The sequence below is a fragment of the Pseudoalteromonas sp. SCSIO_11900 genome (assembly GCF_000576475.1).
Taxonomy (GTDB): Bacteria; Pseudomonadota; Gammaproteobacteria; order Enterobacterales; family Alteromonadaceae; genus Pseudoalteromonas; species Pseudoalteromonas tetraodonis.
Window position 1 is genome coordinate 755293 of sequence record NZ_KK070023.1, and the last position, 25510, is coordinate 780802.

Below are 25510 nucleotides of genomic sequence, written 5' to 3' on the forward strand. Positions count from 1 at the left end.
TTAACACCAGGTTTATTTTATTTAACCTAAAACAAAGCAACGGTTATTCAAAGCTGAACTTTGCTGACCATCTTTATTATAAAAGTGATTAAAAAATCGCAGATAATTTACTAAAAAGTGCAAAATCGACTTAACTTTATTGATCAAAATCAACATCTGCATTGCCCATTTTATAATCTGTAAAATAGCTTGATCTGGATCATATCAAGTACCACTGAGCCAGCCTATGATTACCCCATAGACATCAGGAGGCAATTATGGACGTATTCTTTAGAGATTTTTTTAGCGACCCAGTACTATTTTTATCATTTGGATTTTTAGGCGTCGTTATTAGTTTATGCCTCTTCTTTGTGTATTTTTTCATGAAAAAAGTACACGATGCAGATATTAAAGAACAGCATTAAGCACGACGCACAAAGCGCCTTATTAGTTTACTGATTAGGCGCTTTTTATTTTTAAATATAAAAAATTTGCTACACTAGCGCTTCGTTAATTGCAAAGTGCGTAGTACAGACATGATCCCTAAGTTCAAACCTGCATGGTGGATGACCAACCGACACGTTCAAACCATAATACCGCGTTTTTTCCGCCCTTTTCATCATACTCGCTACGAACTTGCGCAACTTGATACGCCCGACGGAGACTTTATTGAGCTTGCTTGGTCACTCCCGCATAACGAAAAAGCACCACTCGCAGTGGTACTTCATGGACTTGAAGGCAATATCAACAGTTTTTATGCCAAAGGCATGATGAAGGCATTAAAAAAGCAAGGCTTTGCTGTCGTATTGATGCACTTTAGAAACTGCTCAACCGAAGTAAACCGCTTACCAAGAGCCTACCATAGTGGCGACACCGCCGATTTAGCTTTTTTTATAAATCATTTAAAACAACAGTTTCCAAATCGCCCTATTGTAGCGGTGGGTTTTTCATTGGGTGGTAATGTACTGGCTAAGTATTTAGGCGAAGAAAACATTCACTGCCCGCTTAACGCAGCTGCCGTGATATCTGCGCCCTATGATTTATCATCATCTAGTGATGTTATTCGTAAAAGCTTAGGTAAAATTTATCAAAAATATTTGCTCGATCGAATGAAAAAATCGATGCAACGTAAATTACCGCAAATTAAACAGCAGATACCGATCACCACTGATCAATTAATGGAAATTGACGATTTATTAGAGTTCGATAACCAGCTTACAGCACCGTTGCATGGCTTTGAGAATGCACACGATTACTACAAAAAAGCCAGTGCGATGCCGTATTTAAAAGATATTGCGACACCTACACTAATTATTCATGCCAAAGACGACCCTATGCTGTCGATTAAAGCAGTTCCAAGTAGTCAAGATGTAAGTGAGCATGTTACGCTGCGTATCTCTGAAAAAGGCGGCCACGTAGGTTTTATTAGCGGTAACAACCCATTTAAACCCGTGTATTGGCTAGAGCAAGTAGTGCCTGACTATTTTAAGCAATGTGTATTTAATAACACCGATAATGAGTGACTATGATTATTCCTTTTGAACAACTTGATAAAGACACACTGTACAACCTAATTGAAAGCTATGTACTGCGTGAAGGCACAGATTATGGCGAACAAGAATTCAGTATTGAAAGTAAAGTGGCGCAAGTTAATCAGCAATTAAAAAGCGGCGAAGCTATGGTGTTTTTCTCTGAACTGCATGAATCGGTCACCATAATCTCTAAACGTGAATTCAAAGCACTGCAAAGTGAAGCGCAATTCGACGAGTAAACTTGTCAGACACGACGTAAAAATAGACAATGGTTTTTTTAACTCAAAGAGCCATTATAAATGATAAAACTAAGCTCACTAGTTGCTGCAATGTCGATTGCATTAACCGGCGCAGTCAGCGCTGAAATAACCCCCTCGGATAAAGCAATCAAGCTTGCTCACGATACCATTTTAATCGACACCCACATTGATGTGCCTTACCGCATTCATGATAAATGGGCGGATGTAACTAAAGCCACTGAGGGCGGCGATTTTGATTACCCTCGTGCAGTAAAAGGCGGCTTAAACGCGCCATTTATGTCGATTTATATTCCTGCCCATTTAGAGTTTGAAGGCAAAGGAAAAAGCTTTCAATTAGCGAATCAACTGATTGATGGTATGGAAGCGATTGCACAACGTGCACCTGACAAGTTTGCCATTGCTGACTCAACACAAGATATTGAGCAACAGTTTAAGGACAATAAAATATCAATCGCCATGGGTATGGAAAACGGATCGCCTATCGAGGGCGAAATGAAAAACCTACAACACTTCTTTGATCGTGGTGTGCGCTATATCACCCTTGCTCACTCACAAAGCAACCATATATCTGACTCATCATACGATATTCGTCGCAAGTGGAAAGGCTTGAGCCCATTTGGTAAAGAGCTAGTAAAAGAGATGAATAATATCGGCATGCTGATTGATGTATCGCATATTTCGGACGATGCATTTTATCAAGTAATGGAATTGTCTAACACACCCGTTATTGCGTCACACTCTTCACTACGTAAATACACGCCGGGTTTTGAGCGTAATATGAATGACGACATGCTGTTAGCCCTTAAAAAGAACGGTGGTGTGATTCAAATTAACTTTGGTTCAAGTTTTGTTACTTCAAAAGCCGGAAGTTGGTACGATCAATTCAAAAGTAAAAAACAAACAATTACTGAAGAAGGCAAAAAAGTAGCTAAAGATTTTGATGCGATGTACCGCGATAAAAATCCATTTCCATTTGCTAGCCTTGAGCAAGTTCTTGATCATATTGATCACGTTGTGAAGCTAATTGGTATCGAACATGTTGGTATTGGCTCTGATTATGACGGTGTAGGTGACTCACTGCCTATCGGCTTAAAGGATGTATCTAGCTACCCTAACCTAGTTCAAGGTTTGATGGACAGAGGTTACAGCGACAGCGATATTAAAAAGATTTTAAGCGGTAATACACTAAGAGTGTGGAAGCAAGCTGAGCAATACGCAAAATCGCATTAAGCTTTACGCGCTAGGCTTAGGTCTAGCGCTTATAGCCAATTTAAACACCGTATTTTGCCACTCACGCCCCGCCTTCTTAATTAACCCGTATATTTCATCCTCGTTTAACACATTTTTTAACAGACTTATATTTCGAAAACAGATGAATTACCCATTTTAGAGGCAGATTATTTTATGACTATAAACAAAGGAACTATTGCGATTACTATAGCAACACTTGCCTTGGTAATTTCATGCTACGGAACATTTTTTAAAGATCAGCCCAGTTCACTTAATAAACCCAAGCAACAGCTAAGCCCCACAGTTTCTAATAGTACTCCTGCAGAATATCAGCAATCAAATGAAGCCTTAATTGACGAACTAAGCAAGAAAGTAAGTTCGCTACAACGCAAAGTAGCAAACTTAACACTGCACGCTAATGGCTCTTATCAAGAACAAGATACCGACGAATTTAAGGAACTTGTTCTTGACGTACTAGAGGAAAAACAGCAGCAAGAAGATGAAAAACGACGTGAGCAAAATCCTCTTTATAGCTTTTATGCAGACTTACCAGAAGACTATGATTTAAGGATCAAATCAGAACCTGATTATGCTAAACAAATAAACTCTCAATTAAGAGAGCAAACTTTAGATCCAAGCATCTCTGATTTAAATAGGTTAGCTGCACTGAGCCAACTGCAAATGAATATGTATATTCTAAATAAATCTACTATGCCCGAGTATGACTATGAAGTAGTAGGTAACATGTTAAATTTAGCGAACAACAGTAGTGACGAAAAATTTAAAATTCAAGCTGTTGAGTTAACAACTCAGACACCGGTACTTGATTACCGCCTTGCAGAGCAATTTACAATCTTGTTAGAACAAGACACGAATGATTATATCCGTCGCTTAGCTGCACAAGGGTTGATGGCGCAATACTACCAAGCTCAAAATAAACAAGATGGCTATACAAAGCAAATGGCACAGCATCTACTTTCAGTTTATGACAATACCTCTGACAATGCAGTCAGGGCAACGCTTGACGAAATGATGGGTAACCAAGATATGCTTGATGAATTACGTAAGAATGCTGGTTACTAACTGATTAAGTTCATGCTCCTACTTTGTTACAGCGATAACATTAATACTTTTACTTCAGACATTAAAAAAACCCGAGACTGAGCTCGGGTTTTATTAATGCTTAATGCATTACAACTAATGATTACTCTACGATAGTTGCTACAAAGCACCTACGCCTAAGGTAACTGCGCCACCTTCACATGATGTAAATCGCAGCCATTAAAAAAGGCCACCTAAGTGACCTTTTTCTAACAATTAACTTAAACGTTAATTATTACTCTACGATAGTTGCTACAACACCAGCACCTACAGTACGGCCACCTTCACGGATAGCGAAACGAAGACCTTCGTCCATCGCGATTGGCGCGATTAGTGTTACTGTCATCTTAACGTTATCACCAGGCATTACCATTTCTACGCCTTCTGGTAACTGTACGTCACCTGTTACGTCAGTTGTACGGAAGTAGAACTGTGGACGGTAACCTTTGAAGAATGGAGTATGACGACCACCTTCATCTTTCGAAAGTACGTATACTTCTGAAGTGAATGTAGTGTGTGGCTTGATTGAACCAGGCTTAGCTAGTACTTGACCACGTTCAACGTCTTCACGCTTAGTACCACGTAAAAGTGCACCAATGTTCTCACCAGCACGACCTTCGTCAAGAAGCTTACGGAACATCTCAACACCAGTACAAGTAGACTTAGTCGTCTCTTTGATACCAACGATTTCAACTTCGTCGTTCACGTTGATGATACCAGCTTCAACACGGCCAGTTACAACAGTACCACGACCTTGGATTGAGAAAACGTCTTCGATAGGCATGATGAATGGCTTATCGATGTCACGCTCTGGCTCTGGAATGTAAGAATCTAGTGCTTCTGCAAGCTCTACGATTTTAGCTTCCCATTGCTCTTCGCCTTCAAGTGCTTTAAGTGCAGAACCTTGAATTAGTGGTAAGTCATCACCTGGGAAGTCGTATTCAGAAAGAAGTTCACGAACTTCCATTTCTACTAGCTCAAGTAGTTCTTCATCATCAACCATGTCACATTTGTTCATGAACACAACGATGTAAGGAACGCCAACTTGGCGAGAAAGTAGGATGTGCTCACGCGTTTGTGGCATAGGACCGTCAGTCGCAGCAACTACTAAGATAGCGCCGTCCATTTGAGCAGCACCAGTGATCATGTTTTTAACATAATCGGCGTGTCCAGGACAGTCTACGTGTGCGTAGTGACGAGTTGGTGTATCGTACTCAACGTGAGAAGTTGAGATTGTGATACCACGCTCGCGCTCTTCTGGAGCGTTATCGATTGATGCGAAATCTTTAGCAACACCGCCGTATACTTTTGCAAGTACATTAGTGATTGCTGCAGTTAGTGTAGTTTTACCGTGGTCAACGTGGCCAATTGTACCAACGTTTACGTGCGGTTTTACGCGTTCAAACTTTTCTTTTGCCATGACGGAACCTATCAGTTTTGTGTATCTAGATTACATATGAAAATAATCCACCATAGGTAGATTAAGTTAATTTTTTCAAATTTCAAATAGTTTTTTCTGACAGATAAAGGAAGTGTTTAAGGCGATTCGATTGACTGGTGCTGATAGGCAGATTTGAACTGCCGACCTCACCCTTACCAAGGGTGCGCTCTACCAACTGAGCTATATCAGCATCATCAAATTGGAGCGGGCAGCGGGAATCGAACCCGCATCATCAGCTTGGAAGGCTGAGGTAATAGCCATTATACGATGCCCGCTTTAAGGAACCTGTTCTTAAACTACCTCTAACCGTCTAGAATAAAGTGGTGGAGGGAGCTGGATTCGAACCAGCGAAGGCTGAGCCGTCAGATTTACAGTCTGATCCCTTTGGCCGCTCGGGAACCCCTCCACGATAATTCTTTACTAAGCACTTCCGGTAAAAGGAAAGTGGTGCCGACTAACCGAGTCGAACGGTTGACCTACTGATTACAAGTCAGTTGCTCTACCAGCTGAGCTAAGTCGGCACTGCTTTAGTACGGGGCGAGATTCTAGAGTAAGGTTTATTGGGATGCAACCAAAAAATTAAAAAAAATGTGATTTAATGCTTCAAATGCTCACTATTCGCGCAAAAAGCTATTTTTTTGTTGTTTTTAACTCTTTTTAGCTAACTCATACCAGTAATTTAAGCCTTTCATTACTAGCATTGGGTCGAAAATACTCTGTGAAAAATGCCCTTGTAACAGCTGACCATAACCACCCGCAAAAATTAAAAGGCTATTTTTTGTCTTTAAATGCAATCTTGCTTGCTCAATGGCACCCATAGTTGCCACTAAGGCTCCGTTTTTTAACCCATTAGGGGTGTTTTTTCCAAGCTCATTAGCAAATGGCGTGTTTGCATCATCAAATACCCGCTGAGTATTTTGAGTGAGTGATGAGGTCATTAAATCAAGCCCAGGTAATATCCAGCCTCCTAGATGCTGCCCATCATTATTGAGAACGTCTATAGTGGTAGCCGTACCAGCATCAACAACAATAGCGGCCATATTAGGGTAAAGCGTATAACCGCTAATAAGCGCCAACCATCTATCTATACCCAAATTACCTACTTGCTGATACGCGCAGCGCAACCCACCAAGCTCACTACTAACCGTAGCCTCAAAACAATCAATATTATGCGATTTGGCTTGCGCTAATAATTGTTTAAGTAACTCGCTACGACCAACACAAGCGTAAATAACAACCGTAATTTGCTGCCATAAAATATTATTAATATCACATGGCTGTATTTGCCCGTTTTCCCACAATACGGCTTTGAGTGAAGTATTACCTACATCAATTAACAATCTCATGCTTGCGCCTTTCTTAATGAAATCTCGCCGCCATAATAACTTTTTACTTCGCCGTCTTGGCGAATACGTACACCACCGTGCGCATCTATACCTTCACAAATGCCACGCCAACTACGATGCCCAGTATTAAGCTCTACCTGCTCGCCTGCAAACGCATTTAATGCATTCCATTGATGATACATAGTTTGTAAGCCGTTCTCGCGATATTGCGCTAAGCGCTGCTCTAACCAATAAGTTAATGAAGCTACTAGTTGATTTTTATCTAGCTGCTGAGTGTGCTGACTTAAATCTGTCCATGCTTGGTCAATGTGCTGACTGGCACTTTGTGGCATATTTAAATTAATACCAATTCCTATCACCAACTGACACGGCCCTTGTGGTTGCCCGTCTAATTCAACTAATACGCCAGCGAGCTTTTGTTTGTTTATGTAAATGTCGTTTGGCCACTTTAACTCTACATCAATACCATAAAGTGCTTTTATCGCATCATACACCGCTAAACCAACAGCAATCGATACACCCATAGCGGCTTGTAAACCATCATCTAATCGCCAAAAATAGCTGTAGTATAAGTTGGCACCAAATGGCGATTGCCATACACGCCCTCGACGCCCGCGCCCTGCTTGCTGCATTTCGGCAACGATTACCGTGCCCGACTGAAGTGGTGTTTTAGCCTGAATGCGGCGCATTAGTTCGCTGTTGGTTGAATCAATGAGCGGCTGCACTTCAATATTAGCGGTATTTTGCCCTAACTCAGCATAAAGCTGTTGTATTTTTTCCTGATTAAGTAACCCTACTTGGTTATTTAAGCAATAGCCTTTACCTGTAACTTTAAATACATCTAAGCCCATAGCTTGTAGGCTTTGAATGTGTTTACTAACAGCGGCACGACTAATTCCTAATTCCTCTCCTAAAGCTTGCCCAGAGACAAACCCGCCTTTATTAAGCTCATTTAAAATAGCCAGCTTGTTTCCATCAGGTGCTTTCATGTTAATTACTCCAAAGAGATATGGCATTCATTGTGTTGATCAATTAACCGCACTTCGTGTTCTAAGCTTATGTTATAGCGCGCTAAAACAGTGTTTTGAATATGGGTGATCATGCTGATCAAATCATCCCCTGTACTGTGGCCATGGTTAACGAGCACCAAAGCTTGCTGCTGATGCACTTCAATACCGGCAATCTTATATCCCTTTAATCCCGCTTGTTCTATTAACCACCCCGCTGCGACTTTATGATGACCGGCTCCGTGTGGGTAATGAGGTAACTCAGGAAACTGCGCAAGTAACGGCACTAACGCAGCATTGGTAATAATTGGGTTTTTAAAAAAACTCCCAGCATTAGCTAGTTTATAAGGGTCTGGGAGTTTGCTATTGCGTGTTTGTATCACCTGCTCACATACTTGCTGTGGCGTCGGGTTTTTTAGTTGTTGTAGCGGTCCATAACTGAGTACTGGTTGCCATATTTTTGGCAGTTTAAAGCGCACTTGGGTGATCACCGCTTTATTTTTTAACGCGTGTTTAAAAACCGATTCACGATAAGCAAAGTGGCATTGCTGATTAGTTAAAGATTTGAAGCAGTTGCTATTAATATCAAAATAGTCAATAGCTTCTACAAATTGCGCAATCTCTACACCGTAGGCACCAATATTTTGCACTGGCGCAGCACCGACAGTGCCTGGTATGAGTGCTAAATTTTCAAACCCTGCTATGCCTTGCTCAAGCAAGTAAGTCACTAATTGATGCCAATTTTCACCGGCAGCCGCACTGACTAAAAAATCATTTTCCCGCTCAGTAATATTAATTCCTTGGGTCGCCATTTTAATAACCGTGCCAGCATAATCATTTAAAAAAATGGTATTACTGCCCTCCCCTAACAGACAAAAAGGCGCGTTAAAGCTCTGAGTTTGAAGCTGCGCTGAGTCGGTGATCTCAATAAAATTTTGGCATTGGCTACTTAATGCAAATGTATGTAGGGGTTGTAATGAGTGCGCCACAAGGGTCCTAAAGGTACCAGTAATTAATCGCTCTAGTTTAACTCATCGTCGCAAATTGCGCATCAGCTTGTAAAAATTGTTCAACCCACTGTGGCAATCATGTTATAAAACGGGTACTTTTTTATTTGTACTCAAGGTAATTATGAAAATCAAACCTCTTTTTTTAAGCCTCGTTATGGCCGGTATGTGCTCGCAAGCAATGGCTAGCGCTATTGATCAAAATTCCTACGCCAACCTTGATGATGTTATCACCACGCATTTAAACCTTGATTTAGACATCGACTTTGCCGACAAGCAATTAGAAGGTTTTGTTGAGCATACGCTACAATGGCAAAACGCGAAAAGCACAAAGCTAGTACTTGATACCCGCGATCTTGATATTGATAAAGTGATGTATCAAACAGCCAATGGCAATTGGCATAAAGCCAGTTTTAACCTTGCTAATCGCGACGATGTTAAAGGCTCAAAACTAACCATTACATTTAAAAGCCAAGCTGAAAAAGTCCGTATTTACTACAACAGTCGCCCAGAAGCGTCGGGCTTACAGTGGTTAACGCCAGAGCAAACAGCCAGTAAAACGCACCCGTTTATGTATAGTCAATCGCAAGCGATACATGCACGTAGTTGGATCCCTGTGCAAGACACACCGGCAATGCGTGTGACTTATTCTGCACGTATTCATACCCCTGAAGATGTGCGTGCGGTAATGAGTGCCGATAATAAAGATGCCCTTTATAAAGACGGTGATTACCACTTCAATATGCCACAAGCAATTTCGCCTTACTTAATTGCGATTGGTGCTGGTAACTTAGAATTTAAAGCGATGTCTAAACAAACCGGTATTTTTGCTGAACCGACTATTTTAGATGCCTCAGTTGCTGAATTTAATGACACCCAAGCGATGATCGACAAAACCAATGCGATGTATGGTGAATATGCTTGGGGTCGCTATGACTTACTTATGCTACCGCCTAGCTTCCCATTTGGTGGCATGGAAAACCCGCGTCTATCATTTATTACCCCAACCGTTGTTGCTGGCGATAAAAGCCTCGTTAACCTGATTGCACATGAGCTTGCTCACTCTTGGTCTGGTAACTTAGTAACCAATGCCACATGGGAAGACTTATGGTTAAACGAAGGATTTACCTCTTATGTTGAAAACCGCATTATGGAAGAAGTATTTGGTCGCGACCGTGCAGTAATGGAGCAAGCGCTTGATGCAGCTGGCCTGCGTGCGCAACTTAAAACCATTGATGCACCAGACACTCGCCTTAATTTAAAACTTAATGGCCGCGATCCAGATGATGCGTTTAGCTCAGTGCCTTACACAAAGGGTCAGCTATTTTTAATCTACCTAGAAGAAAAATATGGCCGTGATAAGTTTGATGACTTTGTTAAAACTTACTTTAATGAATTTGCGTTTAAGTCACTAACCACTGCGCAATTTGTGACTTACATCAAAGCTAACTTAATTGAAAAGTACCCTGGTGTAGTGAGCATGGATAAAGTGAACGAGTGGATTTTTGAGCCTGGTTTACCAAGTGATGCACCTAACCCTACCTCTGATGCGTTCGATAAAGTAGATGCTGCAACACAAGCATGGTTAAAGGGGGATACAACTGCCGCACAATTACCTACTGCAAATTGGACAGTGCATGAGTGGCTGCACTTTTTAAATAACCTACCGCGCGATTTAAGCATTGAAAAAATGACTGAATTAGACGGCGAGTTTAACTTAACCCAATCAACTAACGCAGAACGCGCATTTGCATGGTATATGCTAGCAGTGGGTAACGGTTACCAACCGATTTACCCTGCGCTAGATAAACACTTATCGGGTATTGGTCGTCGTAAGCTAATAGTGCCACTTTACAAAGCACTTATTACACATGGTAAAAAAGACTGGGCACAAAGCGTGTACTTAAAAGCACGTCCAGGTTATCACCCACTTGCACAAGGTACTATTGACGCGTTATTTGAATAAATAATAGCGTTACCAATAAACTAAAAAGGGCCAATTTGGCCCTTTTTTAATGCTTAATTATTTTGTTACTTTATCTAAAAAAGCCTGCCTTTCAGCGAGCGTTGCTTGTTGCCACCAAAAGTCGAGCATATTTGCCGCACTTGGCATGCCTTTTCCATTAATTGGCGTAATCGGTTTAATGGGACGACTCGGTTTTTGCGGGCCCGCTGGGGTTGCTATTGTTTGCTGGTTAAACTGTGCGCTTTGAACTTGTCGTTCGGCAATAATATTTAATGGCTTAGCTAAGGTGCTGCCTTTTGCTTTTAAACTCACTTGCGGTGCTTCAGCAAATACTTTTGCCGCTACCGCATTTTCAGCACGATTAAATACTAAGGTGTAATCTTTACCCGCTTCAATGGTTACATTCACCCAAAAAGGTTCTGATTCAATCACTTCATGATCGTCATAACCTAAGTCATATAAATCTGTGTATTTAAGTTTTAGCTGATAAGTACCCGGTGCTAATTCAACATCATCAACACGACTAAAAAGCGAACTTTCAATTATTCGGTCACCCACTTGCAAAGGAACAAATTCCTCAGGAAAGTGAATATTTTCTGCCAAACTCGATGCACTCACTAAGAGCGCCGCTACACTGCCTAATAATATTGATTTACGCATAATTACTCCTTTAGTTGATTTCAGTTTGACACTGCTAGCAAAATTTGTCATTAGTGACACATATATTAATCAAATAAATTAGAGTCATCATTATGAGCCAAGAGACTATTTTTACTAAAATTATTAATCGCGAAATTCCAGCCGATATTATTTACGAAGACGATGACACGCTAGCGTTTAAAGACATTAATCCTCAAGCGCCATTTCATATATTAATTATTCCCAAGCAACCAATTGCCACTATAAATGATATAAATAATGAAAACTCACATTTAGTTGGTAATTTATACACGGTCGCCGCAAAACTGGCCAAGCAACACAACTTTAGCGATGACGGCTACCGCGTTGTGATGAACTGTAATGAACATGGTGGCCAAACTGTGTATCACATACATTTACATATGCTCGCAGGTAAAGAAATGGGCTGGCCTCCATACCAAGAAACTAAAAAAACGGCGCTATAGTGCTTAGTTAAATCTTAGATTAGTTTAAAAAAATCAAAAATACGGCGTTTTTCTTACTACACGAAAAAAAACAATTACTTATTTGCAACATTTTATGTTTAAATAATCGGAAATCGCACCTTTTCTCCAGTGAAATAACGATTCTCTAATACAAAAGGTGTGTAGGGATTGTGGTAAAATTAATTAGCCAGCTTTATAAAAGAGTAAAAAAAAACATGAGCAGTTCAGCCTTTTTGTTGTTAGATGAAGAACCAATTAACACTATTGGTATTAACGTTTTAGAGCCATTGTTAAAAACACAAGGCCTTGACGTTACTACGGGTACAAATATTTTAGATGTTCCGGTAGGTACTCGCTTATTGTTCATTGAAACATCAAGTAAAGACGCATGGACAAAGCTAAAAGAGCAACTCGTTAATTTACGCATCAAGTGCGATATTGTGTTGTTCAATTTAGATGAAAACCCAGAGCTTGCTAATCGCGCACTACTCAGCGGTATTCGTGGTGTATTTTACACCACAGATAATGCCGATGTACTCATGAAAGGGATTCGTTTATTACTCGAAGATCAGCTTTGGTATCGTCGTGACATTATGTGTAATGCACTTAACCGCATGCTGCAATTTAATAAAGATGCGCTGCATAAGCTAACTGATGGTGATATTGAACCAATAAAGCTAACGAAGCGTGAAAAAGCAATTATCTCGTTAATGAGTAATGGTTCTAAAAATAAAGAAATTGCTGAAGAGTTAAGTATTAGCCCGCATACGGTTAAAACTCATTTATACAGTGCATTTAGAAAAACTAAATGCCGTAACCGTATTGAATTACTTTCTTGGGCACAACAAAACATTCCTGACGAAATTCGTTAACGTTTGTTTGAATAAATACCATACAGGCACTTTAAGTGCCTGTTTTTATATCTTCTTTAAAAAACGCTGTTGGGGTCTTAATGCTCGACTCATTTACGCTTTATTTTGCCAGTATCGCCGTTATAACAGTGATGACGCTACTGAACTTTTTAACCTGGCGTACCAATAAGCATGTTCCCGGCACGTTACTTTATATTTTCTATCCTTTACTGCTATTAACTGCCATTGTTAGTTTTGCACTAATAGGCAAAATTCCTGATCAGATTGCCATTACCCTTGCTAATAACATGATGTTTTTAGCTTCTATTGTGCATTGTTTGTCACTGAGTCAATTTTTAAATTATCATGGTCGTGGCCTTAAGTTTGTTTGCCTATTTACAGCGCTCAGCGCTTTGATGCTTGTTTATTTCACATTTTTACAGCCTTCAATGCGCTCGCGGGTATATATTTCTGATTTGCAGCATATTGTAGAGGCCACTTTTTTATTATTTATATTTATAAAATATGCGCGAAAACCCTACCCTAACGCCAGCATTGTTTACATAATTATTTTAACTTTAGTTGCAGCAAGTTTTATTACCCGAAGCCTATTTATGGATGACATTGCACAACAGGATGCCATTTTAAATTCATGGTTTAACTCACTGTTATTTTTAAACAGTGTTATTGCCCCCATGTTTTATGCTGCAGGTATGGCGTTGTTATGTAATGAGCGCAGGGAATTACGACTTAATAAGCTCACTGAAAAAGCTCATAAAGATTTAGAAATTCGCGGACTGTTTTTATCCACCATCAGCCATGAAATACGCACACCACTAAACGGCATATTAGGCAGTGCACAACTGATATTAAATCAAACCAGCGACAGCCGCAATAAAGCCTATTGTGAGGCAATTATCAATTCAGCAGAGTCACTCAACTTACTGGTAGATAAAGTGCTGGAATACGCAAGCTTAGATCAGCACGACGAAGCCCTGTACGAAGAAGACATAGAGTTTAAAACATGGCTGCAAAACTTATGTTTGCTGTTAAGCCCTCTGGCCGAACAAAAACAACTTAAATTTGAGCTTGCCTGTAATATCCCCGATAAAGCCTGTTACTACTGCGACCAACAAAAACTCAGACAAATTATTATTAACCTTGTAGGTAATGCGATTAAATTTACCGATAACGGTATGGTAAAAGTACAAATAGATTTAGTTAATGAAACCCAGCTAGATCACACTCTTAAAGTAAGTGTACTCGATTCAGGCCCCGGTATTGAAAAAGATGAAATTGATTATTTAACTGAGCCCTACATTCAAAGCAGTGCCGGTAAAGAAAAAGGCGGAACAGGCCTCGGACTTGCTATAACTAGTCGCCTTCTCGATAAAATTAATAGCCAGCTAGAAATTACCAGTGAGCTGGGAGTAGGTAGTGTCTTTAGCTTTAACATGACGTTAGCCATTGGTGAGCTTAGTCTCGTCGAGCAACGCCATCAAAGTAAAGACTATTTAACCGGACTCGATGTATTACTTGTTGAAGATTTAGATCTGAACCAAAAAATTGCCGTTGAATTTATGGCAGACGACGAGCATAAAATTAAGCTCGCTAAAGATGGCAAAAGTGCGATTGAGTTGATGAAAAAATACCACTTTGATGTGGTGCTACTTGATATGAACCTACCCGATTTAACAGGGCAACAGGTACTAAAAACACTCAAACGGGTGGAGCATAAAAATCAGCGAACGCCGGTGCTGGCCTTTACTGCCAGTTTAAGCCCTGATGAAATAAAAGAATACTTAGCATTGGGTATTAAAGACATTGTTGGCAAGCCATTAAAGCAAGAAAAACTACGCCAAGCATTGAGTGATTCACAGTCAACACAAACAGCTAATATTGCCATCGAGCTGATTGATACGTTATACGATGAAACCGCAACAGAAACCCTTACAAGCTCTTTTAGTATTGATGAAGTGTCTTCTATTTATAATGAATTTATTCTTTCTGCTCGTAATAAGCTGAGCCGTTGCCAAGCTTTATTAGAGCAAGACCCCGAGCAATGCATTAAGTTATTACATCGCCAAGCAAGCACCGCCATGCAACTTGGCTTTAATAGCTATGGATTAGCCCTTAAAAAAATTGAGCGACGCTTACTAGATAAAAAACCATTAAATAACTCATTAAATGAAGCCAGCACACTGTGGCAACACAGTTTAGAGGCGTATTTAAAGTATGTACGGCAAGGGCTAGGGTAAAAACGGGCTACGGGCTACGGGCTACGGGCTACGGGCTACCAAGTTTTACTGCAGTGACAAATAATCAAGTATTTTCACTATTTATACTGTTACTTTCTACCGTATATATCGTCAAATCGCTCTATATCGCTTTCATCTAAAATGGCACCCGTTTGAACTTCAATAACAACTAAGGGCTCGGGCTGATTATTCGCTAAACTGTGCAGCTGTTTTGCAGCAATATAACAAGATTGGTCGTGGGTCAGCGTTAAGCTTTGCTGGTCAATACATATATCTGCAGTGCCTGATACTACCACCCAATGCTCAGCGCGATGCTGATGACGCTGCGTTGAGAGCCTAGCCCCACTATTAACGGTTATTTTTTTTACTTTAAAACCGATACTTTCTACCAGCGTACGATAATTTCCCCAAGGGCGGTAAACCACCTGATGGTGTGTCAGTTTGTTATTATGTGTTGTTGCCAGTTGCTTGAGCAATAACGGGAGGGCATCAAGCGCATTTTGATCAGCAATTAAAGTGGCGTCGTGGGTATGAATAATTGCTAAATCGCTTACTCCTAATGTCGCTATTGTGTGTCCATCTTCGCTAATAACTAAGTTGTTACTACTGTTTTGGGCGATATGTTCTTGGTGTGGGTTATTACCCTGTGGCTCTTTTTTACTTAGCGCTGCCAGTGCAGAAAAACTACCCACATCGCTCCAATTTAATGCAACGGGCATTACCACCACATTATTGCTGCGCTCTAAAATAGCATAATCAATCGAGTCACTTGGGCAAGATTCAAGTGCATGAGTATTTGCTCTAGTAAACGCTAAGTCTTGTTTAAAATCAGTGGCACTAGCAACACTTTTAGCTATTTTTGGCGCAAAGCGTTCCAGCTCTTTTAGATATGCCGCGGGAGTAAATAAAAACATGCCACTGTTCCAACTATAACCGCCCTCAGCTAAATAAGTTAATGCAGTTGCTAAATCAGGCTTTTCTTTAAACTGGTCAACTTCAAAACAACAGCTATCTTTAATGGCTGCGCCCTGTTTTATATACCCATAACCTGTGTGTGGCTCTGTTGGTGTGATTGAAAATGTAACTAATTTACCTTGCTCAGCAAGTTTAATCGCATCAGATAACTGAGCAGTTAATGCGGTAAAATCTGCAATATGATGATCGGCAGGCATCACCAACAAAGGACCTGTAATATTATTTTTTAATGCATAGTGCGCGGCAAGGGCAATAGCTGGTGCGGTATTTTTGCCTTCTGGCTCAAGTACTATGGCATGAGGTTTTGCAAATGCTGCCTGCTCCGCGGCAATAAATCGATGCTGCTCATTACAGACCAAAATAGCGGGATTAAAGCCCTCAGTTGCAACACGCACTAACGTACTTTGCAATAACGACTGCTGGTTTTTATTATCAAGCAAAGATAAAAACTGCTTTGGCATTGCTTGGCGCGACAGCGGCCAAAGCCGTGTGCCAATACCGCCAGCTAAAATTACCGGTGTAATAAGGGTTGTATTCATAAAGCCGCCAATAAAAATATCAGCGGCTATTTTAGCACTTTATCGGCTGGGCGCTAATTTATACCAATGTAAAAGCATCGGCATCTAAATGTGCCGGAAATTTAGCTCTAAACTCATCAAGCGGCGCTTTATTTAATGTGATTGTTAATAATGCTGGCTGGTCATCATTCGCTTTAATCAGTGGATCACCTTTAAAGTCATACACTGCGGTTCCACCGCTGTGGTCAATACCATTACCATCTTCGCCAACCCGATTTACGCCAACCACGTAGCACAGGTTTTCCATTGCTCGCGCCATTAATAAGGTATCCCACACATTACGCCTTGCAGCTGGCCAGTTGGCAATATTTATCATCACGTCGTAGTCATTGTTATTGCGCTGAAACACCGGAAAACGTAAATCGTAGCAAACTTGCGGTAAAATTTTAAACCCATTTAGCTCAAACAATTCACGCGTTTGCCCTGGCACTACAAACTCGCCTTCGTTACCCAAACAAAATAAGTGGCGTTTATCGTAATAACGCACATCACCACTTGGTTTTACCCAATAAAACCGGTTGGCCTTTTTGTCTTCTTGGGTTACCAATACTGAGCCAGCAATCACTGCATTATGTTTTTTAGCTTGTGTTTTAAGCCAACCCAGTACTGAGCCATTTTCAGGTTCGCCACAATCAAGGTTAACCGCAAATCCAGTGGCAAAGGTTTCGGGCAATACAATTAAATCAGGTTGATTGTTGATGTTAGCAAGTTGTTGTTCAAACATAGCTAAATTGGCTTTTTTATCGAGCCAATGTAGCGAGCTTTGCAATAATGTAAAAGTTAAAGTTGACATAAAATGCGCGCCGCCTCTATTAAGGTTTGATCGTTTTTAGCAAAACATAAACGAATAACTTTATCGTTATTTGGCTGCTGGTAAAATACACTCAGTGGAATGGCTGCCACGCCTGCTTGTTCTGCTAACCATTGGCAAAATTCTACGTCATTTAAATCCGATACATCACTGTAATCAAGCAGTAAAAAGTAGGTGCCTTCACTTGGTAAAATGCTAAAACGGCTGTCTTGTAGAGCATTACTGAGTACATCGCGCTTTTGTTGATAAAACTCACTTAACTGGTCAATGTGTTCAGCGTGTTGCTCTAACATATCTGCTAATGCATGTTGCGCAGGCGTAAAGCTTGAAAAAGTAACATACTGATGAATCTTTCGAAATTCTTCGCATAAATCAGTGGGCGCAATACAGTAGCCCATTTTCCAACCGGTGCTATGAAAGGTTTTACCAAAGCTTGAAATAACAAAGCTTTTTGCCAGTAGTTCCTCGTCACCTAGTGCACTTAAGTGTGGTTGTTGATCAAACGTTATATGCTCATAAACCTCATCACTTATGACATATAAATTGTGAGCGCTCACAAGCTTTTTTAGTTCGTTGATATCTTGCTGCTTTAATACTTTACCGCTTGGGTTATGCGGAGTATTAATAATAATTGCACGAGTATTTACTGTGATAGCTTGATTTACCATTTGCCAATTTATGGCGTAATCTGGGGCGGCTAACGCAACATGCACTGACTTGCCGCCTGCCAGTTCAATAGCGGGCTGATATGAGTCGTATGCAGGATCAAATATAATAACTTCATCACCCGCGCGCACGATTGTTTGAATCGCTACAAATAGTGCTTCAGTTGCTCCTGAAGTTATAGTTACTTGGCTTGTTCCATCAATTTGCGCTTTGTATTTGCGCTGAACTAATGCTGCAATTTGCTGCTGCAGTTTAGGTACACCGCTGGAAGGCGAGTATTGATTAACCCCTTGCGTTACATACTGGCTTAACTGCGCTTTTAAATACTCAGGGGTATCAAACTCAGGAAAACCTTGCGAAAGATTAATTGCCGAAAACTTATTAGCCAAGCCACTCATTTGGCTAAATATACTAATACCTAAATTGGGGAGTTTACTGTCAAACACGAAGTCTCCTGATGATGGTTTTGTGTACAGAGCAGTGCTATGATTAAAAACGGAAGTTTAGCCGTCTAAACTGTACTTTAATTGTTATTTGTGAGGAAAATATGCAAAACAACCATACCGCTATTTCAAACCTTATAGAAGCCGCAAAATGGATTAGCCAACAAGGTTGGGTTCCTGCCTCGGGTGGAAGTTTATCAGCTCGCACCCAAAATGGCTTTGTTATAACGACTAATGGCTGCGATAAGGCCCAACTTACCCATGAGCATTTTTTACAGTTAGACCAGCAAAACTTAAATACTCCTCAGGCGTTATCAAGCGAAGCGAAATTACATTTAAGTTTGTATCAGTTAATTCCTGAGGCGCAATGTGTATTGCATACTCAATCTGTTGCAGCAACGGTGCTTTCACAAGTAACGCAAGCTCATCAGCTTGATTTAAGCGGTTACGAAATGCAAAAAGCGCTCAGTGGTTTTACCTCACATTTAGAAACCTTAAGCATTCCTATTTTTGATAATGACCAAGATATTGATCGTTTGAGCTTATTAGTCAGCGATCACCATTTGCACTCACCGATTAAATTTGGTGTATTAATTCGCGGTCATGGCTTATATGCAGTTGGCAAAAATATTGCTGAAGTGCGTCGCCACCTAGAAGCACTAGAGTTTTTGTTTAGCTGCGAATTAGAGCGATTAAAAATCACCGGCATTCAAGCGAGCAATACACTTCATCATCAATAATTAACAAGCAAGTATTTAATGATAATGCTCGTACATTTTATCTAGCGGCTCAGAAAGGCCGCTTTCTTGCACAATACGCACATGTTTGCGTTTTAATTCGCGAGCACTGGTAACGCCACAAGAATGTGCAATAAGCCCTGCACCGTAATGAATGTATTTATTATAATTTGCGACCCGCTGCGCTTTATCTTCAACATTTAAACCACGTTGCAAACGTTCATTATGCGTAGTAATTCCTGTTGGGCAGGTATCTTTATTACATTGCATAGCCTGAATGCAGCCTAGTGCAAACATATGCCCTCGCGCAGAAACCACAAAGTCGGCTCCTAGTGCTAGTGCCCATGCGACTTTGGAAGGAACAATTAACTTACCCGAAACAATAATTTTAACTCGCTCTCTAAGCCCATGTTTCTTTAATAGCTGTATCACTAAAGGAAGGCTTTCTTTAAGCGGTAACCCCACAGAATCTAATAAAGATTGTGGTGCTGCGCCTGTACCGCCATCCGCACTATCAATAGTAATAAAGTCGGGTGCAGACTCAATACCACGATGATTAATCTCGGCAAATAAACTTTCTAACCAAGTATGCTCACCAATAACCGCTTTAAAACCTGTCGGTTTACCGGTTGTAGTCCTGATGGTGGTAAGCATGTCTAGAATATCGTTTGGATTTTTTATTTCTGGGTGCCCATTTGGGCTAATAGAATCCTGCCCTTCGGGTATGCCTCTTATTTTGGCAATTTCAGCATTCACTTTTCGCCCAGGTAACATGCCGCCTTTGCCTGGCTTGGCACCTTGGCTCATTTTCAGTTCAAACATTTTAACTGTTGGGTGTGCAGCAACGGCTTTTAGCTTTTCTGTACTTAAATTTCCCTGCTCGTCGCGTACACCATATTTAGCCGTACCAATTTGAAACACGATATCGGCACCACCTTCTAAGTGATACGGACTAAGTCCGCCTTCCCCCGTGTTCATCCAACAACCGGCTAATTTTGCTCCCTTTGAGAGTGCACGAACAGCAGGGCTAGATAGCGCACCAAAGCTCATGCCCGATATATTAAATAACGAATTTGTGGTGTAAGGAAATTTACAATAAGGCCCAAGCGTTACGTTGCTAGGCGCTAAGGCTTCTTCATCTAAGGTAGGAAATGCGCAGTTCATAAACATTACGGTGCCTGTCGTTTCTAAGCTTTGGGTTGAACCAAAAGCAGCCGTATGATCAACATCTTTAGCAGCCCGATATACCCAACTGCGTTCGGCGCGATTAAAGGGCATTTCTTCACGGTCGAGAGCAAAAAAATACTGACGAAAAAACTCACCTTGGCGTTCAAAAAAGTAGCGAAAACGTCCAATTACCGGATAATTACGCCTAATAGCATGCTTTGTTTGGGTAATATCTCGAACATAAAAAATAGCAATTAATATAACCAGCAATCCAAATACAACAATAAATAAGCTGGCAAACACATCGATACTAAACATTATAAATTGACTCATTACTTATCCTTAAATGCTAAAAAGCGTGATGTCATTAAATAACACCACGCTTTTATAGTTTCAAAATAATACGCTATTAGCTATCTGTTTTTGCTAATTCTTCTTGTATATATAAACGTATTTGCTGCTCAAGCACCGATAAAGGCACTGAACCATGGCGCAATATTTGATGATGAAACTCACGAATATCAAACTGCTGACCTAATGCTTGCTCGGCCTCTGCACGCAGACGTTTAATTGTTAACTCACCAATTTTGTATGACAACGCTTGTGCAGGCCATGAAATATAACGATCGGTTTCTGTTTTTACATTGTGTAATGAAAGCGCAGTATTATCGGCCATAAAGTTCATTGCACGCTCACGACTCCAGCCGTACATGTGCATCCCCGTATCAACCACTAAACGTGCAGCACGCCACATTTCGTAGGTTAAACGACCAAAGTTGCTGTACGGGTCTTGATAAAAACCCGCTTCAATGCCTAAGTACTCTGAATACAGTCCCCAGCCCTCACCAAACGCTGATAAATACGCATCACGGCGATAGCTAGGTAAGCTTTCAAGTTCTGCATTGAGTGATATTTGTAAATGATGACCCGGAACAGCTTCGTGCAAAGTTAATGCTTCTAAAGCATAGAGTGGTCGTTTATCTAAAGCGTAGGTATTCACCCAATAAAAGCCGGCTTGATCATCACGGCTCGAACCCGAATAGCGCCCAGTAGTGTACTTAGGAGCAATATTAGCAGGCACCGGCGCTACGCCATAAGGTTTACGCGGTAAGGTATGAAATAATTTAGGTAACTGTGCATCCATTTTTTTTGCAATATACGCGGCCTCTTTTAATAATTGCTCAGGCGTTGTGGCGTAAAACTGCGGATCTGTTCGTAAAAAGTGGATAAATTCTGCAAATGTGCCTTTAAAACCGACTTCTTTAATAACCGCTTCCATTTCACTACGAATGCGCGCAACCTCCGCTAAACCCAGCTCATGTATTTCTTTTGGGGTCATTTGTGTGGTGGTGTAATATTTAGCACGATTTGCATAAAAGGCCTCACCATTCGGTGTTGACGAAATACCAATATCACTACGTGCGCCTGGTAAGTATTCGTTATTAAAAAAAGTTAAGTAGTCTTTGTAGGCATTAATAACTTGACTGCTAATAATAGCTTTAGCTTGTTGTTGCAAATCTGCAAATTCACTATCACTTAAACCCGCGGTATTGTTTAAAAAAGGCTTATAAAATTCAGATTGTGTGACGTCATCAACAATGTAAGCAGTAATCGAGTCTTGATAACCAATTAACACCGCTTTGGGTTGAGTTAAACCAACCTCTAATCCTTTGCGCATCCAACCTATATTTTGCTCAAAAAAGCGCGGAACTTGCTTTAATCGCTTTAAATAGTGTTGATAATCTTGTGCGGTTTTATAATCAGAGCTATTAACAATAAACGATAAGCTTGAATGAAAGCCATATTCTGACGTTAAAGGCATGTAGTGCGTATTAAATACATATTCATCAACACTATTTTGCACTTGCGCTCGAATAATACTGTAGTTAATTTGGTTTTCATCACTGAGCTTACTTACATCTATGGCATCTAAATCTGCTAATAACTGCGTGTTTTTTTGATATTGCTGTGCTAAAAATTCAGCTGACAAATTAGGTAATAAGTAGCCATCAACGCCTTCGGGGTTACTATACGGGCTTACATTTTGGCGGTGCTGTACGATATTTTCAGCCGTTTGCGTAAATTGCTGATCGGCGTTAATTGCGGTGAGCTGACACGCGCTTAATGAGCACACTAAGGTGACACTTAATAAGGAAATACGCATTTGTTTTGAAAGAGATAAATTCATAGTGATTGATCTTAGTAATATTACAGATGTGATAAACCTATCGTAGCCTAGATAAATAGCAAATAGATATACGACCAACTGCGCAAAATATACGCCCGTGAGATATTGTATTAACTTAAGTTAATACTTAACAATTAGAGTAATTGCTCAAAAAAGCAACGGTTATTGAATTTATAGCGCCATTTTAGCCAACTACGACTCATTTTACTTTTAAATCACAGATATAATGATTATTGTATCTGCGCTTGGAAGCAAATTGCCTTATCGGACGAGTTTTATAAATCAGCATTTATGCGTATTTGGTTGGTAATTGCAAATGATGTTCCATGACTCCATGGCTATAGCACAAGAAAAAATGACAAAAGTATGTATGTTTTTAGAGCATCATGTTTTGCCTCCTACCCCCTTAAATTTTCAAGTTGTGTATACATACACTAGTAAAATCCATTTTGCGCTTAACAATGCTATTGATGATGCCATAGATGCCCATCAAAATATTGATGAGCTGTTTATTGAACAACTCTATTTTGAATATTTAAATCAAGGGCATAAAACCGAAGTAGCCATGATTGAAAACGTCAATGGCGTGATCAATTCACTATCGCAAAATGCTCAACAGACCGAAAAAAAGCTAAACGACTTTGCAGGTCATGTTAATGACTGTATGCACTCTCTAGATGAAAATAATATTGCCAACAGCCGTATTGCTTTAGAAAGGCTTAATGAACAAACTCAGCTTTTATTAACGCAACAAGCTCAATTTAAACACCAACTAAGTCAGGCCAAAAAACTACACGAAGCAACTAAAAAACAACTTAATACCCTACGCAAACAACATGTGATTGACCCACAAACTGGCTTATACAAACGCCATTATTTAACCAAACAAACACAGTTATGGTTAAAACAAGACAAATCAATCTCAGCTATTGCCATTCAAATTGATAATTTAGAGCATTTTATTAATAATTTTGGCGATGCCATTGGCGAAGTGATTTTAAATAAAGTGGCTAAGCAAGTGCAAAAATATGTTTCGCAAAGTGGCTTAGCCGGACGCTCTGCAAAAGATCAATTCATCGTTTTACTTGCTAACATAGAACCCGAAACCGCTAACCTTATTGCACAAAAAGTGATAAGCGGAGTTGAAAAACTACGCTTTATAAGTTCAAAAAGCGATCTAAAACTCCCTCCCATTTCTCTCTCTCTAGGGATTACGGAACAACAACAAGGCGACTTTAACCAACTTGTTAAAAGTGCCTCAAACGCGGCCTTTAAATCACGCACATCTCAATAGCCAATTACACTGTTCACACAATAAATTAGCTGATAAATCATATTCAAATTGCACCCTTGGTGCACAATCAAGTACACTAGTCTTTATTACCACGATAGAGATTAATCATGAACGAGAACCCTGAAAATACCACGCATTTTGGCTATAAAACTGTTGCCGAAACCGAAAAAGCTTCTATGGTTGCTGATGTGTTTCATTCTGTTGCGACAAAATACGATGTTATGAATGATCTCATGTCTTTTGGTATTCATCGCTTATGGAAACGTCAAACAATCGCTAGTTCAGGCATTCGTAAAGGCCATCATGTATTAGACTTAGCCGGTGGTACTGGCGATTTAACCGCAAAGTTTAGTCAACTTGTTGGCGATACCGGCCAGGTTGTTTTAGGTGATATAAACTCTTCAATGCTAAAGGTTGGCCGCGAAAAGCTGCATAACTTAGGCCTTGTCGGTAACATTAATTATGTGCAAATGAATGCTGAAGCATTACCTTTTCCTGATAATAGTTTTGATTTAATTACGATTGCTTTTGGCTTACGTAATGTTACCGACCAAAATAAAGCGTTGCGCTCTATGTACCGTATTTTAAAGCCAGGTGGTCGTTTACTCATTCTTGAGTTTTCGAAACCAGAGCAAGAGCTTCTCAGCAAAGCGTATGATTTTTACTCTTTCAACATTTTACCTACTATGGGTAAGCTAGTTGCTAACGACAGTGAATCGTACCAATACTTAGCCGAGTCAATTCGTATGCATCCAGATCAAGAAACGCTTAAATCGATGATGGTCGAAGCGGGATTTGAGCAAACGACTTATCAAAATCTAACAGGTGGCATTGTTGCGCTTCATCGTGGATTTAAATACTAAGGTTAGTAATTTATGGCGCTTGAAGAAAACAATAAAGAACAACCGGCTACAAGCAGTTTTTTTATGCTACCGAGTTTTGTGCTTTCGCTTATTGAACAAATACTAAATCAAGCGCTTAAACTCGACCCGAGCTTACACGATAAACTAAATGTAGTAGAGCATCAGCGTTTATTGGTTGAAGTTAGAGACTGGCAGCAAAAAATAGTCATTACCTATGCCAATCAGCAGCTACATCTTTACACTGCATTAGAACATGCTGACGCTGATTGTATGATCAGTGCCACCATAGATACATTGTTAGCACTGAAAAACCCTGCCATGATGACTCAACTTATTCGCCAAAATAAACTTGATTTAGAAGGCGATTTAAATATAGCTCAAAATTATAGTTCCGCCTTTTCAAGTGTAGACATTGATTGGCCAGAGCAACTAGCAAAGCATATTGGCGACGCGCCTGCACAACAACTTTATTTACATTTGCAGTCGCTTAAGCAGCAAGGTAAAAAAGCAAAGTCTCAGCTAGACAGTACTTTTATTAGTGTATGCCAAGATGAATTGGCAATCACCATTCATCCATTAGAGCTTGCGCAATTTAAACAACAAAATAGAGCACTAAAAGGCCAAGTTGCCGCCATTGAGCAACGTATTAACGCCTTAATTAAAGCTCTTTAACGCGCTAAGGATTT

The 25510-nt window shown here is 40.2% G+C and carries 22 protein-coding genes and 4 tRNA genes; 12 read left to right on the forward strand and 14 right to left on the reverse strand.

Going from position 1 to position 25510, the window contains the following annotated elements; translation table 11 throughout:
* Window positions 1–515: 515 nt before the first annotated feature.
* From BG00_RS03555 to BG00_RS03570, 4 genes are all read left to right on the forward strand, one after another.
* Window positions 516–1502, forward strand: coding sequence for a hydrolase (locus BG00_RS03555; protein ID WP_036980569.1), 987 nt, complete (start codon window positions 516–518; stop codon window positions 1500–1502).
* A 2-nt stretch (window positions 1503–1504) separates the two neighbouring features.
* Window positions 1505–1750: a YheU family protein gene (locus BG00_RS03560; RefSeq protein WP_036980572.1), complete on the forward strand. Its 246-nt coding sequence runs from the start codon at window positions 1505–1507 to the stop codon at window positions 1748–1750.
* 60 nt (window positions 1751–1810) lie between these two features.
* Complete coding sequence (locus BG00_RS03565) at window positions 1811–3001, forward strand: dipeptidase (RefSeq protein WP_036980575.1); 1191 nt, start codon at window positions 1811–1813, stop codon at window positions 2999–3001.
* Window positions 3002–3175: 174 nt separating this feature from the next.
* The gene (locus tag BG00_RS03570) at window positions 3176–4084 is read left to right on the forward strand and encodes a hypothetical protein (protein WP_036980578.1); all 909 of its coding nucleotides are present in this window, start codon (window positions 3176–3178) and stop codon (window positions 4082–4084) included.
* Between the two features lie 253 nt (window positions 4085–4337).
* Here BG00_RS03570 and tuf read toward each other — a convergent pair whose 3' ends face one another.
* The 8 genes from tuf to murB form a co-directional block, all read right to left on the reverse strand.
* Window positions 4338–5522, reverse strand: a complete 1185-nt coding sequence (gene tuf, locus BG00_RS03575; RefSeq protein ID WP_036980581.1) for an elongation factor Tu — start codon at window positions 5520–5522, stop codon at window positions 4338–4340.
* 135 nt (window positions 5523–5657) lie between these two features.
* Window positions 5658–5733: transfer RNA gene (locus tag BG00_RS03580), tRNA-Thr, on the reverse strand.
* A gap of 10 nt (window positions 5734–5743) precedes the next feature.
* Window positions 5744–5818, reverse strand: a tRNA-Gly gene (locus BG00_RS03585).
* 46 nt (window positions 5819–5864) lie between these two features.
* A tRNA-Tyr gene (locus BG00_RS03590) sits at window positions 5865–5949 on the reverse strand.
* Window positions 5950–5988: 39 nt separating this feature from the next.
* A tRNA-Thr gene (locus BG00_RS03595) sits at window positions 5989–6064 on the reverse strand.
* Window positions 6065–6190: 126 nt separating this feature from the next.
* Complete coding sequence (locus tag BG00_RS03600; protein WP_036980583.1) at window positions 6191–6889, reverse strand: type III pantothenate kinase; 699 nt, start codon at window positions 6887–6889, stop codon at window positions 6191–6193.
* Window positions 6886–7878 carry a bifunctional biotin--[acetyl-CoA-carboxylase] ligase/biotin operon repressor BirA gene (gene birA, locus BG00_RS03605; protein ID WP_036980585.1) on the reverse strand — a complete coding sequence of 331 codons (993 nt, stop codon included), beginning with the start codon at window positions 7876–7878 and terminating at the stop codon, window positions 6886–6888. Before birA ends, BG00_RS03600 begins: the two co-directional genes overlap by 4 nt.
* A 5-nt stretch (window positions 7879–7883) precedes the next feature.
* Entirely contained in the window at window positions 7884–8885 is a 1002-nt protein-coding gene (gene murB / locus BG00_RS03610; protein ID WP_036980586.1) for a UDP-N-acetylmuramate dehydrogenase, read from the reverse strand.
* A 142-nt stretch (window positions 8886–9027) separates the two neighbouring features.
* Between murB and BG00_RS03615 the strand changes: the two genes are divergently transcribed.
* Window positions 9028–10869: a M1 family metallopeptidase gene (locus BG00_RS03615; protein ID WP_036980588.1), complete on the forward strand. Its 1842-nt coding sequence runs from the start codon at window positions 9028–9030 to the stop codon at window positions 10867–10869.
* Between the two features lie 57 nt (window positions 10870–10926).
* Here the strand turns inward: BG00_RS03615 and BG00_RS03620 are convergent, their stop codons facing one another.
* Entirely contained in the window at window positions 10927–11529 is a 603-nt protein-coding gene (locus BG00_RS03620; protein ID WP_036980590.1) for a DUF2057 domain-containing protein, read from the reverse strand.
* A gap of 92 nt (window positions 11530–11621) precedes the next feature.
* Here BG00_RS03620 and BG00_RS03625 point away from each other — a divergent pair, with 92 nt between their 5' ends.
* From BG00_RS03625 to BG00_RS03635, 3 genes are all read left to right on the forward strand, one after another.
* Window positions 11622–11993, forward strand: coding sequence for a histidine triad nucleotide-binding protein (locus BG00_RS03625; RefSeq protein ID WP_036980592.1), 372 nt, complete (start codon window positions 11622–11624; stop codon window positions 11991–11993).
* A 215-nt stretch (window positions 11994–12208) separates the two neighbouring features.
* On the forward strand, window positions 12209–12865 hold the full coding sequence (locus tag BG00_RS03630) for a helix-turn-helix transcriptional regulator (RefSeq protein ID WP_008108518.1): 657 nt from the start codon (window positions 12209–12211) through the stop codon (window positions 12863–12865).
* An 80-nt stretch (window positions 12866–12945) separates the two neighbouring features.
* The gene (locus BG00_RS03635) at window positions 12946–15102 is read left to right on the forward strand and encodes a response regulator (RefSeq protein WP_036983337.1); all 2157 of its coding nucleotides are present in this window, start codon (window positions 12946–12948) and stop codon (window positions 15100–15102) included.
* A gap of 89 nt (window positions 15103–15191) precedes the next feature.
* Here BG00_RS03635 and BG00_RS03640 read toward each other — a convergent pair whose 3' ends face one another.
* The 3 genes from BG00_RS03640 to BG00_RS03650 are packed head-to-tail and all read right to left on the reverse strand — an operon-like array spanning window position 15192 to window position 18578.
* Window positions 15192–16616 (reverse strand): mannose-1-phosphate guanylyltransferase/mannose-6-phosphate isomerase, encoded by a 1425-nt coding sequence (locus BG00_RS03640; RefSeq protein ID WP_036980594.1) that lies wholly within the window; start codon window positions 16614–16616, stop codon window positions 15192–15194.
* A gap of 58 nt (window positions 16617–16674) precedes the next feature.
* A complete protein-coding gene (locus BG00_RS03645) occupies window positions 16675–17448 on the reverse strand; it encodes an amidohydrolase (RefSeq protein ID WP_036980596.1) in 774 nt (257 codons plus the stop codon).
* The gene (locus BG00_RS03650) at window positions 17436–18578 is read right to left on the reverse strand and encodes a methionine aminotransferase (RefSeq protein WP_036980598.1); all 1143 of its coding nucleotides are present in this window, start codon (window positions 18576–18578) and stop codon (window positions 17436–17438) included. Before BG00_RS03650 ends, BG00_RS03645 begins: the two co-directional genes overlap by 13 nt.
* A gap of 101 nt (window positions 18579–18679) precedes the next feature.
* Here BG00_RS03650 and BG00_RS03655 point away from each other — a divergent pair, with 101 nt between their 5' ends.
* The gene (locus tag BG00_RS03655; protein ID WP_036980600.1) at window positions 18680–19315 is read left to right on the forward strand and encodes a methylthioribulose 1-phosphate dehydratase; all 636 of its coding nucleotides are present in this window, start codon (window positions 18680–18682) and stop codon (window positions 19313–19315) included.
* A gap of 15 nt (window positions 19316–19330) precedes the next feature.
* Here the strand turns inward: BG00_RS03655 and BG00_RS03660 are convergent, their stop codons facing one another.
* Together BG00_RS03660 and BG00_RS03665 are read right to left on the reverse strand one after the other, a co-directional pair.
* Window positions 19331–20812, reverse strand: coding sequence for an FMN-binding glutamate synthase family protein (locus BG00_RS03660; RefSeq protein WP_036980601.1), 1482 nt, complete (start codon window positions 20810–20812; stop codon window positions 19331–19333).
* A gap of 76 nt (window positions 20813–20888) precedes the next feature.
* Entirely contained in the window at window positions 20889–22667 is a 1779-nt protein-coding gene (locus BG00_RS03665; protein ID WP_036980603.1) for a DUF885 domain-containing protein, read from the reverse strand.
* A gap of 334 nt (window positions 22668–23001) precedes the next feature.
* Here BG00_RS03665 and BG00_RS03670 point away from each other — a divergent pair, with 334 nt between their 5' ends.
* The 3 genes from BG00_RS03670 (at window position 23002) to BG00_RS03680 (ending at window position 25496) form a co-directional block, all read left to right on the forward strand.
* Window positions 23002–23961 carry a GGDEF domain-containing protein gene (locus BG00_RS03670; protein WP_036980605.1) on the forward strand — a complete coding sequence of 320 codons (960 nt, stop codon included), beginning with the start codon at window positions 23002–23004 and terminating at the stop codon, window positions 23959–23961.
* Window positions 23962–24068: 107 nt separating this feature from the next.
* Window positions 24069–24824 carry a bifunctional demethylmenaquinone methyltransferase/2-methoxy-6-polyprenyl-1,4-benzoquinol methylase UbiE gene (gene ubiE, locus BG00_RS03675; protein ID WP_036980607.1) on the forward strand — a complete coding sequence of 252 codons (756 nt, stop codon included), beginning with the start codon at window positions 24069–24071 and terminating at the stop codon, window positions 24822–24824.
* Between the two features lie 12 nt (window positions 24825–24836).
* A complete protein-coding gene (locus tag BG00_RS03680) occupies window positions 24837–25496 on the forward strand; it encodes a ubiquinone biosynthesis accessory factor UbiJ (RefSeq protein ID WP_036980608.1) in 660 nt (219 codons plus the stop codon).
* Window positions 25497–25510: the final 14 nt, after the last annotated feature.